Here is a 13170-nt window from a genome sequence, read left to right as displayed (position 1 = left end):
TGACGTCGCGTGAGCCCTTGCGTAGGATGACGCAAGATCTTGGGAAAAACGCCCGGCGGGGCACCAGAAACGACAGCAGGCGGACATACCAATGGCTTTGAACCTATCCATGCCCGAGCAGGACGAGCTGAAGCCCCGGATCACGGTCTTCGGGGTCGGAGGCGCCGGCGGCAACGCCGTCAACAACATGATCGAGAAGAGCCTTGAGGGCGTCGAGTTCGTGGTGGCGAATACCGACGCGCAGGCTCTGCGACAGTCGAATGCGCCCGCGCGCATCCAGATGGGGGTCAAGGTGACCGAGGGTCTGGGCGCAGGTGCCCGGCCCCAGGTCGGTGCGGCGGCGGCCGAGGAATCGATCGAGCAGATCGTCGATCACCTTGCGGGCGCGCATATGTGCTTCATCACCGCGGGCATGGGCGGCGGCACCGGCACGGGTGCGGCGCCGATCATCGCGCAGGCGGCCCGCGAACTGGGCGTGCTGACGGTGGGTGTGGTGACCAAGCCGTTCCAGTTCGAGGGCGCCAAGCGGATGCGCCAGGCCGAGGAAGGCGTGGACGCTCTGCAGAAGGTGGTCGATACGCTGATCATCATTCCCAACCAGAACCTGTTCCGGCTGGCGAACGAGAAGACCACCTTCACCGAGGCGTTCAGTCTTGCCGACGACGTGCTGTATCAGGGCGTCAAGGGCGTGACCGACCTGATGGTGCGGCCGGGCCTGATCAACCTCGACTTCGCCGATGTGCGGTCGGTGATGGACGAGATGGGCAAGGCGATGATGGGCACGGGCGAGGCCAGCGGCGAGGATCGTGCGATCCAGGCCGCCGAGAAGGCGATCGCCAACCCGCTGCTGGACGAGGTCAGCCTGAACGGCGCCAAGGGCGTGCTGATCAATGTCACCGGCGGCTATGACCTGACGCTGTTCGAGCTGGACGAGGCCGCCAACCGCATCCGCGATGTGGTGGACCCGGACGCCAACATCATCGTCGGCTCGACCCTCGATCCGAACATGGAAGGCATGATGCGCGTGTCGGTCGTGGCGACCGGCATCGACGCGGCCGAGAAGAAGAACGAGATCCCGGTGCCGCGTCGCCCGATGAGCGAACCGCTGCACCGTCAGGCCGCAGCCGCCCCGGCGCCGGCGCCGGCGCCGGCCCCGGCCCAGAGCGCGACGCCCCGGCCTGCCGAACCGGCAGTCGCGCGCGAAGTGGCCGCGCAGGAGCCGGTGCAGGAGCCCTCGCTGTTCGCGGGGTTCGATCCGGCCGCCGCCGCCGCCGAGGCCCGGTCCCCAGTCGAAACCGCCCATGACGAGGTGCCGCCGCCGGCCTACCAGCCCGCGGAAGAGCCCGAGCGCGAGTCCGAGGCCGCGTTCGTCGCGCCGCGTCCGCGCGCGCCGGGAACGCCGACGCCCGAGGCGCTGGAGCGTTTGCGTGCCGCCGTCAACAAGGCGCCCCGGCCGGGTGCCGCGACGATCGCGCCCCAGCGCGCAGCGCCGCAGCCCCATCCCGAGGAAGCCCGGGGCCGCTTCGGCATCGGTTCGCTGATCAACCGCATGTCGGGCCATGGCAACGAGCCGTTTGACCGGGGCGGGCACAGCATGCGCCAGCAACCTCCGGTTTATGGCCGCGGACCCGCATTGCATCAGCGCGAAGAGGAAGAGCTCGATCCCGAGCAGGAGCGCATCGAGATCCCGGCCTTCCTGCGCCGTCAGGCGAACTGAGCGGGCATCCTGCCGCGGAAATCCCCTGCAAGGGGCCGGGAAACCGGCCCCTTCCTGCTTTGCGGGCCGTCACGAAGCGGTGTCACGCAGGGTTCGCGCGTGATCCGGCGCCAACGGGCCGGGGCGGTCGGCGCGGCGGGAGTTTTTCGGAAAGGAAAACGAAATCGTGCCCTTCCGGCCCGTCCTTCAGGCAAGGGGCGTCACCGCGGGGATGTTTCACGCGGTTGCAAAGTTTGAATTGTGTCGAAAACGCCGCAGGCCTAGTTCTGAAATCACGGACCGGTCGAAGTCCACAGATAAAGAGCAGGTGTCCCCGTGCAGACGACGCTGAAATCCCCGATCACCTTTTCCGGCATTGGCCTGCATTCCGGTCGTTCGGTGCGCATGACCGTGCATCCGGCCTCGGCCGAATACGGCATCTGGTTCCGCCGCACCGACCTGGACGGCCCCGACGCGATGATCCCGGCGCGCTGGGACGCGGTCGTGCCCTCGCGGCTGTGCACCAAGCTGGCCAATGGCCAGGCCGAGGTCTCGACGGTCGAGCATCTGATGGCCGCGCTGGCGGGCTGCGGCATTCATAACGCGCTGATCGAGATCGACGGCCCCGAAGTGCCGGTGATGGACGGATCGGCCCAGCCCTTTGTCGAGGGCTTCCTGTCGCGCGGGTTGCGTCGGCTGTCCGCCCCGGTGCGCGCGCTGCGCATCCTGGAACCGGTCGAGGTGAGCGAGGGCGATGCGCGGGCCAGCCTGTCGCCGTCCGATACGCTGGAGATCGATTTCGAGATCGAGTTCGCCGAACGCGCCATCGGCCATCAGGCCAAGCGGTTGACCATGGCCAACGGTGCCTTCCTGCGCGAGTTGAGCGACAGCCGCACCTTCTGCCGCAATGCCGATGTCGAGGCGATGCGCGCGGCGGGTCTGGCGCTGGGCGGCACGCTGAAGAATGCCGTCGTGGTCGAGGGTGACCGGGTGCTCAGCCCCGGCGGGCTGCGCCATGCCGACGAGGCGGTGCGCCACAAGATGCTGGACGCGCTGGGCGATCTGGCGCTGGCGGGTGCGCCGATCCTTGGCCGCTATCGTGGCGAACGGGCCGGGCATGCGCTGACCAACCGGCTGCTTCGCGCGCTGTTCGCCCGTCCCGGTGCGTTCCGGCTGGTGACCTGTTCGCCCGCCGAGGCCGCCCGGCTGCCGGGGGCCTGCCTTGAGGCGGCCGACCTGCGCGCGGTCGCCTGAGGCGCACTTTTTTCCGCCCCAAAGGCGTTTTGCCTCCCGATTATCTGTGCTAGGACAGCCGCATAATCGCGCGCGGCGAACGCGCATGAACGGTGGTCGGACGATCCGAGGACGGGGTAGCGGGCAGATGGCGAAGCGCAGCATACGCATCCGGGCAGTGGGGGCGGTCGTGCTCCTTGCGCTGACGGCCTCCTGCGGGGCGATCGGGTCGCGGCGCGAGCAGCCGCTGGAGACCTTCACCGCCGAACAGATCTACCAGAAGGCGGAGGTCGAGCTGGAGACCAACCGCAAGCCCCAGGAAGCGGCCCGCCTTTATGGCGAGGTCGAGCGGCTGTATCCCTATTCCGAATGGGCCAAGCGCGCGCTGATCATGCAGGCCTATGCCCATCACCGCGCGCGCGACTACGAGGACGCCCGCACCGCCGCGCAGCGCTATATCGACTTCTACCCGGCCGATGACGACGCCGCCTATGCGCAATACCTGCTGGCGCTGTCCTATTACGACCAGATCGACCTTGTCGGGCGCGACCAGGGCCTGACCTTCCAGGCGTTGCAGGCGCTGCGCACGGTGATCGAGCGTTATCCCGACACCGAGTATGCCCGCTCGTCGATCCTGAAATTCGACCTGGCCTTCGACCATCTGGCGGGCAAGGAGATGGAGGTCGGGCGCTATTACCTGAAACGCGGCCACCACACCGCCGCGATCAATCGGTTCCGCGTCGTGGTCGAGGATTTCCAGACCACAACCCACACGCCCGAGGCGCTGCTGCGGCTGGTCGAGGCCTATCTCGCGCTGGGTCTCGATGCCGAGGCGCAGACCGCGGGCGCCATCCTTGGCCACAATTTCCAGGGCACCGATTGGTATGCCGACGCCTACAAGCTGCTCAAGGGCAGGGGGCTGGAGCCCGATCCGATCGGCACCGGCTTCCTGCGGACTGTTTATCGCCAGATGATCAAGGGCGAATGGCTCTGATCTGACCGGTCGAGGGGGGTGGCGATGCTGCGCAGTCTCGACATCCGGGATGTGCTGATCATCGACCGGCTGGAGCTTGCGTTCCGGCCCGGTCTGAACGTGCTGACCGGGGAAACCGGGGCGGGCAAGTCGATCCTGCTGGATGCTCTGGGCTTCGTGCTGGGCTGGCGCGGCCGGGCCGATCTGGTGCGCGCAGGCGCCAGCCAGGGCGAGGTGGTGGCGGTGTTCGACCTGCCGCCTGGCCATGCCGCGCGCGCGGTGCTGGACGAGGCCGGGCTGCCCGGCGGGGACGAGTTGATCCTGCGCCGCGTCAACAGCGTGGACGGGCGCAAGACCGCCTGGGTCAATGACCGCCGCGCCGGGGGCGAGGTGCTGCGCGCGCTGTCCGACGCGTTGGTGGAACTGCATGGCCAGCAGGATGACCGCGGCCTGCTGAACCCGCGCGGCCATCGCGCGCTGCTGGATGCCTTTGGCGGGCTGGAGCCCGAGGTCGAGGCGCTGCGCGCGGCCTGGTCGGCCAGGGCCCGCGCCGAGCGCACGCTGGCCGAGGCCGAGGCGGGGCTGGCCGCGTTGCGCGCCGAGGAGGAGTACCTGCGCCATGCCGTCGCCGAGCTTGACGCGCTTTCCCCCCTGCCCGGCGAAGAGGCAGAACTGGACGCGCGCCGCCGCGCCATGCAGGCGGCGGACCGCATCCGCGAGGATATCGCCCGCGCCCTGGCCGCGCTGGGGCCGGGCGAGGGCGCCGAGGGGCGGATGGGCGACGCGCTACGCTGGCTCGACGGCGTGGCCGACCGCGCCGAGGGGCGGCTCGACGGGGCGATCGCGGCGCTGTCGCGCGCGCTGATCGAACTGGGCGAGGCCGGGCAGGGGGTGGAAACCTGCCTCGAGGCGCTCGAATTCGATCCCGGCGCGCTGGAGGCCACCGAGGAGCGGCTATTCGCGATCCGTGCGGCGGCGCGCAAGCATTCGGTGCTGCCCGACGATCTGGGCGGTTTCGCCGACGGGCTGCGCGCCCGGCTCGCCGCGCTGGATGCGGGCGCGCATGACCTTGCGGCGCTGGAAAAGGCGCGCGATGCTGCCGGGGCGGCCTATGATGCCGCCGCCGCAGCGCTGAGCGCGGCCCGCCATGCCGCGTCCCGCAGGCTCGATGCCGCCATGGCCGCCGAATTGCCGCCGCTGAAACTCGACCGCGCCAGTTTCGCCACCGCCATCACCCGCGCCGAGCCCGGCCCCGAAGGCATCGACCTGGTCAGCTTCACGGTCGCCACCAATCCCGGCGCGCCGGCCGGTCCGCTGGACAAGATCGCCTCGGGCGGCGAGCTGTCGCGCTTCCTGCTCGCGCTCAAGGTCTGCCTCGCGCAAGGCTCCAGCCCGCTCACGCTGATCTTCGACGAGATCGACCGCGGCGTGGGCGGCGCCACGGCGGATGCGGTGGGCCGCCGCCTCGCCGAGCTCAGCCGCAGCGCGCAGGTGCTGGTCGTCACCCATTCGCCCCAGGTCGCGGCACGGGCCGGCCATCACTGGCGCGTGGAAAAGCGCGTCGCGCATGGCAGCACGCTTTCCTCTGTCACCCCGCTCGACGCCCCGGCCCGGGTGGACGAGATCGCGCGCATGCTCTCGGGCGACACGATCACCGACGAGGCCCGCGCCGCCGCCCGTGCCTTGCTGGCCGGGTAGGGGCACGCGGCCCGGGCTTCTTTTTGGTTCAAATACCCCCGCGCGGAGCGCGCGCGCCCGCCCTGGCGGGTGCGCCCGGCCCAACGCCGGACAAGCGGGGCGCAAGCCCCGCGCGGGCCGGGGGCGGGAGAGTTCGCTGATGCGGGTCCGGTTAGCCCTGGCGCAGCATCTTGCCCGGGTTCATCAGCCCCGCGGGGTCGAGCGCGCGCTTGATCTCGCCCATCACGTCCCAGGCCTCGCCATGCGCGGCGGCCATGTGGCCGAGCTTGCCCATGCCGATCCCGTGCTCGCCCGAGATCGTGCCGCCCAGCCGCAGCGCGCGCTCGACCATCCGGTGCGCAAGCCGCCTGGCCTCGGCCAGTTCGACCGGGCTGCGCGGATCGACAAGCAGGATCGCATGGAAATTGCCGTCCCCCACATGGCCCAGGATCGGCCCGGGCACATGCGAGGCGGCGATATCGGCGCGGGTCTCCTCGACCGTCTCGGCCAGCCGCGAGATCGGCACGCAGATATCGGTCACCAGCGCCGTCGCGCCGGGCCGCGAGGCGAGGCAGGCGTAATAGGCGTTGTGCCGCATGGTCCAGAGCGCATTGCGCTCCTCGGGTCGCGATGACCAGGCGAACCCCGAGCCGCCATTGTCGGCCACGATCTCGCCGAAGCTTTGCGCCTGTTCGGCGACGCCCGCGGTCGAGCCGTGGAACTCCACCATCAGATGCGGCTTTTCGGGGAAGCTGGCGCCCGCATAGGCGTTGACGGCCGCCGCCGTCGCGGCATCGACGAATTCGATCCGGGCCATCGGGATGCCCGACTGGATGGTCTGGATCACCGTCTCGACCGCGGGCCCGATCGCGTCGAAGGCGCAGACCGCAGCCGAGATCGCCTCGGGCTGGCCATATAGCTTCACCGTCAGCTCGGTCATCAGGCCCAGCGTGCCCTCGGCCCCCACGAACAGCCCCGTCAGGTCATAGCCCGCCGCCGATTTGCGCGCCCGCGTGCCGGTGCGGATCACCCGCCCGTCGGCCAGCACCACCTGCAGCCCCAGCACGTTCTCGCGCATCGTGCCGTAGCGCACGGCGGTCGTGCCCGAGGCGCGCGTCGAGGCCATGCCGCCCAGCGTCGCGTTCGCGCCTGGATCGACCGGAAAGAACAGTCCCGTGGCGCGCAGCTCGACATTCAGCGCCTCGCGCGTGACCCCGGGCTGGATCACCGCGTCCATGTCCTCGGGGTTCACCTTCAGCACCCGGTTCATCCGGGTGAAATCGACGCTGATGCCGCCCCTGACCGCCAGCGCGTGGCCCTCCAGCGAGCTGCCCGCGCCCCAGGCGGTCAGCGGACAGCCATGCGCGGCGCAGACCCGCACGATGGCGGCGACCTCCTCGGTCGTTTCGGGATAGACCACCGCCTCGGGCGGGGTTGGCGGAAACCATGCCTCGCTGCGGCCGTGCAGGTCCAGATCGGATCGCGAGAGGCTGATCCGGTTGCCCAGGATGTTTCCCAACGCGGTCACGGCTTCGGCGGGAAGGGGCATCCGGCAACTCCTGGATCATCGGGCGACGGCGGGCACCCTAGGCGAGACCGGCGGCAGGCGAAAGGGCAACGCGCGCCGCGTCTGCGACAGGGGCGGAAAATGGGTCTCCGATTGTGCGTCCGTGCAATGAATGTCAACCCATGTCCGAATGCCAGCCTTGGTACACAACCTTTGGTGGGTGCGTGGGAGAACGGAATCCGCGCGGCCGCCCGGGCCGGTGCGGATCCGGGCAGGCCGCGGCCGCCCCGGATTCGACGCCCGTCTGCCGACCGGTTCCCCTGCGCGCGGCCGCACGCAAATGCCCCGCCCGCCATTCCGATGGCGGGCGGGGTCCGCAGGCGCGTCCCGACCACGGGCGCACATGCGGGTATCGCCGATGGCACTGGCACCTACGACACTCGCGTGGCGGCGATACGTTTCCTGGAACCGTCGAACCGGACAGACCGACCGTGACCCTGTTTGCGGGGTGTCATCCGGACAATCCGCCTCGACCGGAAGATGCCCCGAAAAGGTTGAGAATCCGTTCAACGGCGCGCGCCGCGACGGGGGACACGCCCCTTCCCCTTGCGCGACCGGGCGATATGTTCCACTACGTCGCGAGGAAAGCGAGCTGGACGGATCGAGCATCATGAGCCTAGTCAAACCGACCGAGGAGATCTCGGTGCGCGAGGTCTTCGGGATCGACACCGACATGGTGGTGAAGGGGTTCGAGGAGCGCACCGACCGGGTGCCCGATATCGACCCGACCTACAAGTTCGATCCCGACACGACACTGGCGATCCTGGCGGGCTTTGCCCATAACCGCCGCGTGATGATCCAGGGCTATCATGGCACCGGCAAGTCCACCCATATCGAGCAGGTCGCCGCGCGGCTGAACTGGCCCTGCGTGCGGGTCAATCTCGACAGCCATATCAGCCGGATCGACCTGATCGGCAAGGACGCGATCAAGCTGCGCGACGGCAAGCAGGTGACCGAGTTCCAGGAAGGCATCCTGCCCTGGGCGCTGCGCAATGCCTGTGCCATCGTCTTCGACGAATATGATGCGGGCCGCGCGGATGTGATGTTCGTGATCCAGCGGGTGCTGGAGGCCGATGGCAAGCTGACGCTCTTGGACCAGAACGAGGTGATCACGCCGCATCCCTTTTTCCGGCTGTTCGCCACGGCGAACACGGTGGGCCTGGGCGACACCACGGGGCTTTACCATGGCACCCAGCAGATCAACCAGGGCCAGATGGACCGCTGGTCGCTGGTCGCCACGCTGAACTACCTGTCCCATGACGCCGAATGCGCGATCGTGCTGGGCAAGTGCCCGCATTACAACACCGACAAGGGCCGCAAGACCATCGGCCATATGGTGACGGTGGCCGACCTGACGCGCACGGCCTTCATGAATGGCGATCTGTCCACGGTGATGAGCCCGCGCACGGTGATCGCCTGGGCGCAGAATGCCGAGATCTTCCGCAATGTGGGCTATGCGTTCCGGCTGACCTTCCTGAACAAGTGCGACGAGCTGGAACGCGCCACGGTGGCCGAGTTCTACCAGCGGCTGTTCGACGAGGAACTGCCCGAAAGTGCGGCGAGCGTCGCCGTCGGGTAGGGGGACGCGCCCTTGCGGGCGCGTGCCTTCGGCGGGGATATTTCGGGCCAGAAGAAGGGTGAGGGCGCGCGCGGCGCCGCGACGGGATGAGCAAACCATCTGACAACCCCGCCGATCCGTTCAAGAAGGCGCTGGCCGAGGCCACGCGCGTGCTGGCCGACGATGCCGATCTGGGCGTGTCCTATTCGGTCGATCCGCCGGGGCTGATGGCGGATGCGGTGCGCCTGCCGCAGGTCAGCCGGCGGATGACGCGCGACGAGGTGCTGATCGCGCGCGGCACGGCGGACGGCTTTGCGCTGCGCCACAGGTTTCACGATGCGGGGCTGCATGCGCGCTATCGCCCCCAGGGCCAGATGGCGCGCGATCTCTACGAGGCGCTGGAGACCGCCCGCTGCGAGGCGGTGGGCGCGCGCGCGATGCCCGGCACGGCGGGAAATATCGACGCGGTGATCGCCGCCGAGGCCGCCAAGCGCGGCTATGCCCAGGCGCGCGAGGCGGGCGAGGTGCCCTTGTCGGTGGCGGCGGGCTACATGCTGCGGCATCTGGCGACCGGGCGGCCGCTGCCCAAAGGGGCGGACAATGCGATGGCGCTGTGGCGCGGCTTCATCGAGGAGCAGGCGGGCGGCACGCTGGAGCGGCTGGAGGAGGTGCTTGCCGATCAGGCGGGTTTTGCCCGCTTCGCCCGGCAGGTGATCTCGGATCTGGGTTATGGCGACCAGCTTGGCGACGATCCGGATGCCGAGCAGGACGAGGCCGAGGACGAGGGCGCCGAGACCGACGAGGACGCGCCCGAGGAATATGGCGAGGAGCAGGGCGAGGAGAGCGACGAGGCCGACGCCAGTTCCGAACGGTCGCAGGACGAGTTGCAGGACGCCGCCCAGGCCCATGTCAGCCCGGACGACATGGCCGATATGGACATGGGCGAGGAAGCCGAACTGCCCGAGGGCGAGGCGCCGCTTGAACCGCCGCCGCCCGCGCCGCATTCCGAGGCCGATCCCGATTACAAGGTCTTCACGTCCGTCTTCGACGAGGAGGTGAAGGCCGAGGACCTGGCCGAACCCGCCGAGCTGGAGCGGCTGCGCGCCTATCTGGACCAGCAGCTCGACCCGCTGAAGGGGGCGGTGGGGCGGCTGGCCAACAAGCTGCAACGCCGCTTGCAGGCGCAGCAGAGCCGGTCCTGGGAATTCGATTGCGAGGAGGGGATCCTCGATGCCGGGCGGCTGGCCCGTGTGGTCGCGAACCCGACGACGCCGCTGAGTTTCAAGGTTGAAAAGGATACCGAGTTCCGCGACACGGTGGTGACGCTGCTGCTGGACAATTCCGGCTCGATGCGCGGGCGGCCGATTTCCATTGCCGCGATCTGCGCCGATGTTCTGGCGCGCACGCTGGAACGCTGCGATGTCAAGGTGGAAATCCTGGGTTTCACCACGCGGGCGTGGAAGGGCGGACAGTGCCGCGAGAAATGGCTGGCCGAGGGGCGGCCGATGGCGCCGGGGCGGCTGAACGATCTGCGCCACATCATCTACAAGGGGGCGGATGCGCCCTGGCGGCGGGCGCGCCAGAATCTCGGGCTGATGATGAAGGAAGGCTTGCTGAAGGAGAATATCGACGGCGAGGCGCTGGAATGGGCACATCGGCGGATGATGGCCCGGCCCGAGGCGCGCAGGATCCTGATGGTGATCTCGGACGGGGCGCCGGTGGACGATTCCACGCTGTCGGTGAATTCCGCGAACTACCTGGAAAAACACCTGCGCGACGTGATCGCGATGGTCGAGCGGCGCAAGGCGGTCGAACTGATCGCCATCGGCATCGGCCATGACGTCACCCGCTATTACCAGCGCGCGGTGACGATCACCGATGTCGAGCAACTGGCCGGCGCGATGACCGAGCAACTGGCCGCGCTGTTCGACAAGGATCCGCGCGGGCGGGCGCGGATGATCGGAATCCGCAAGGCGGTCTAGGCGCGGTCAGTCGATCGGGGCGATGTCCAGCCCGTCCTGTCGATTCGCATGGGCCGCGAAGGCCCGGATCAGCGGCAGCGGGTCGATATCCGGTTCGGAGCGAAGCCAGGAGCGTTCGGCGAGGAGGCCGTCGGTCGGAAGGTTCTCGCTGGCGATCTGGCCCATGTCCCAGTCGGGAAAGAAGCGTTCGTCGATCGTGCCTTCGGCCAGAATCCGGAAATCGGTGTGGCGCCGGTCCTTGTTGATGCGCGTGGCGATGCGCAGGAGCGGCGCGCGCGGCCCCTCCAGATATTGCAGGAAACATCCCCGGTCGACATGCAGAAAGCCGGTCACGCCGTCCCTGGGATTGTTGTGCAGGCTCGCGGCAAGGATGTCGGTGACGGTTGCCCTGTCCAGTGGTCTGCGGGCGGTGCTGCGATAGAGCAGGAAGAACAGGTCTGCGCTCATGCTCGACCTCCGGCCAAACGGTTTCCTGTCGATAGCCGGATCGGCTTAAGCATCGGTGAAGGCGCATGCACATGGCTTGCCGTCGATGCGCGGGCTGCTAGTCTGGCGCCGACGGCGCCCTGCGGGGCGCCTTTCCGCGCAAGGCCCGCCATGTTCCAGAGCTTCGAAAGCCCCACATCGCCGCAGGATGGCCCCCCGCGCCTTGCCGCCTTGCGCGCCGAGATGGCCCGGGCGGGGCTGGCGGGGTTCCTTGTGCCGCGCGCGGATGCCCATCAGGGCGAATATGTCGCCGCGCGCGACGAGCGGCTGGCCTGGCTGACGGGCTTCACCGGGTCGGCGGGCTTTGCCTGCGTGCTGATGGACCGCGCGGGGGTATTCGTGGATGGCCGCTACCGGGTGCAGGTCAGGAGCCAGGTGGATCCGGACCATTTCACGCCGGTCGACTGGCCCGAGACGCAGCTTGCGGACTGGTTGCGCGCGGCGCTGCCACGGGGCGGCGTCTTGGGCCTCGACCCCTGGCTGCACACGCCCGAGCAGGTGGAAAAGCTGACCGAGGCGTTGCGGGATGCCGGGATTTCGCTGCGCGAGGTCGAGAACCCGATCGACCGCCTCTGGTCTGACCAACCCGCCGCCCCGCAGGGCGCGATCTCGGCCTATCCCGAGGCGCTGGCGGGGGTAAGCCATGCCGAGAAGCGCGCGCGCCTGGCCGAGATCCTGCGCAAGGCCGGGCAGGCGGCGGCGGTGCTGAGCCTGCCCGATTCCATTGCCTGGCTGTTGAACGTGCGGGGGGCGGATGTGCCGCGCAACCCGGTGCCGCACGCCTTTGCGGTGCTGCATGACGATGCGCGCGTGACGCTTTTCGCCGATGCGGCCAAGGTTTCGGACGACCTGCGCCGCCATCTTGGCCCCGATGTCACCCTGCGCCCCGTTACCGCCCTTGGCCCGGGGCTGCGCAGCCTTGTCGGCCCGGTGCGGATCGACCCCGCCAGCGCGCCGCTCTGGGTGCTGCGCCAGTTGCAGGAGGCGGGGATCGAGGTCGCGCGGGGCGAGGACCCTTGCATCCTGCCCAAGGCGCGCAAGAGCGCGGCGGAACTGGCGGGCGCGCGGGCGGCGCATCTGCGCGATGCGGCGGCCATGGTCGAGTTCCTGTCCTGGCTCGATGCCGAGGCGCCGGGGGGCGAACTGACCGAGATCGACGTGGTCAAGCGGCTGGAGGGGTTCCGGCGGGCGACCGGCAAGCTGTGCGATATCAGCTTCGACACCATCGCGGGGGCGGGGCCGAACGGGGCCATCGTGCATTACCGGGTCAGCGAGGCGACGAACCGGCGCGTGGCTCCGGGCGAGGTGCTGCTGGTGGATTCGGGCGGGCAATATCTGGACGGCACCACCGACATCACCCGCACGGTGGCGGTCGGCACGGCGCCCGAGGCGGCGCGCGCGCCCTTTACCCGGGTGCTGAAAGGCATGATCGCGATTTCCCGCGCGCGGTTTCCCAAGGGGGTCGCGGGGCGCGATCTGGATGCGCTGGCGCGCTATCCGCTGTGGCTGGCGGGACAGGATTACGACCATGGAACGGGCCACGGCGTCGGTGCCTATCTGTCGGTCCATGAGGGGCCGCAGCGGATTTCGCGGCTGTCGCATGTGGCGCTGGAACCGGGGATGATCCTGTCGAACGAGCCGGGCTATTACCGCGAGGGCGCGTTCGGCATCCGCATCGAGAACCTGATCGTGGTCCAGCCCGCGCCGGTGCCGGACGGCGGCGACGACCGCGAGATGCTGGGTTTCGAGACGCTGACCTTCGTGCCCATCGACCGACGCCTGATCGTCGCGGCGATGCTGAATGACGGGGAGCGCGAGTGGCTGAATGCCTATCACGCGCGCGTTGCCGATCTGGTCGGCCCCGAGGTCTCGCAGCCCGCGCGCGACTGGCTGGCGGCGGCCACCCTGCCGATCTGACCTTTCCGCCGTCTGGACATTCCGTTGACGATCGTGTGACTGAACGGCGGCGCGTCAGACGCCGAAACCAGCGAGGGGAGT

Annotated in this window: 9 protein-coding genes; 7 read left to right on the top strand and 2 right to left on the bottom strand. The window is 69.2% G+C overall.

What is annotated here, in order from left to right; translation table 11 throughout:
• Positions 1-91 precede the first annotated feature (91 nt).
• The 4 genes from ftsZ (at position 92) to recN (ending at position 5600) form a co-directional block, all read left to right on the top strand.
• A complete protein-coding gene (ftsZ, locus tag EV216_RS09790) occupies positions 92-1717 on the top strand; it encodes a cell division protein FtsZ (protein WP_132695024.1) in 1626 nt (541 codons plus the stop codon).
• Between the two features lie 315 nt (positions 1718-2032).
• Positions 2033-2950 carry a UDP-3-O-acyl-N-acetylglucosamine deacetylase gene (gene lpxC, locus EV216_RS09785; protein WP_132695022.1) on the top strand — a complete coding sequence of 306 codons (918 nt, stop codon included), beginning with the start codon at positions 2033-2035 and terminating at the stop codon, positions 2948-2950.
• A 127-nt stretch (positions 2951-3077) separates the two neighbouring features.
• Entirely contained in the window at positions 3078-3923 is an 846-nt protein-coding gene (locus EV216_RS09780; RefSeq protein WP_132695021.1) for an outer membrane protein assembly factor BamD, read from the top strand.
• A 24-nt stretch (positions 3924-3947) separates the two neighbouring features.
• On the top strand, positions 3948-5600 hold the full coding sequence (gene recN / locus EV216_RS09775) for a DNA repair protein RecN (RefSeq protein WP_132695019.1): 1653 nt from the start codon (positions 3948-3950) through the stop codon (positions 5598-5600).
• Between the two features lie 151 nt (positions 5601-5751).
• Here the strand turns inward: recN and EV216_RS09770 are convergent, their stop codons facing one another.
• Positions 5752-7128, bottom strand: coding sequence for an FAD-binding oxidoreductase (locus EV216_RS09770; RefSeq protein ID WP_132695018.1), 1377 nt, complete (start codon positions 7126-7128; stop codon positions 5752-5754).
• 628 nt (positions 7129-7756) lie between these two features.
• On the opposite strand from EV216_RS09770, the gene cobS reads away from it, so the two are divergent.
• Together cobS and cobT are read left to right on the top strand one after the other, a co-directional pair.
• The gene (gene cobS, locus EV216_RS09765; protein ID WP_132695016.1) at positions 7757-8725 is read left to right on the top strand and encodes a cobaltochelatase subunit CobS; all 969 of its coding nucleotides are present in this window, start codon (positions 7757-7759) and stop codon (positions 8723-8725) included.
• Between the two features lie 86 nt (positions 8726-8811).
• Positions 8812-10686: a cobaltochelatase subunit CobT gene (gene cobT, locus EV216_RS09760; RefSeq protein WP_132695014.1), complete on the top strand. Its 1875-nt coding sequence runs from the start codon at positions 8812-8814 to the stop codon at positions 10684-10686.
• A 6-nt stretch (positions 10687-10692) separates the two neighbouring features.
• Here the strand turns inward: cobT and EV216_RS09755 are convergent, their stop codons facing one another.
• A complete protein-coding gene (locus EV216_RS09755) occupies positions 10693-11133 on the bottom strand; it encodes a BLUF domain-containing protein (protein WP_132695013.1) in 441 nt (146 codons plus the stop codon).
• Between the two features lie 150 nt (positions 11134-11283).
• On the opposite strand from EV216_RS09755, the gene EV216_RS09750 reads away from it, so the two are divergent.
• On the top strand, positions 11284-13089 hold the full coding sequence (locus tag EV216_RS09750) for an aminopeptidase P family protein (RefSeq protein ID WP_132695011.1): 1806 nt from the start codon (positions 11284-11286) through the stop codon (positions 13087-13089).
• The last annotated feature ends 81 nt before the right edge of the window (positions 13090-13170 follow it).

Source organism: Rhodovulum steppense (assembly GCF_004339675.1).
Taxonomy (GTDB): Bacteria; Pseudomonadota; Alphaproteobacteria; order Rhodobacterales; family Rhodobacteraceae; genus Rhodovulum; species Rhodovulum steppense.
This window is presented reverse-complemented; position numbering and strand designations above follow the sequence as displayed.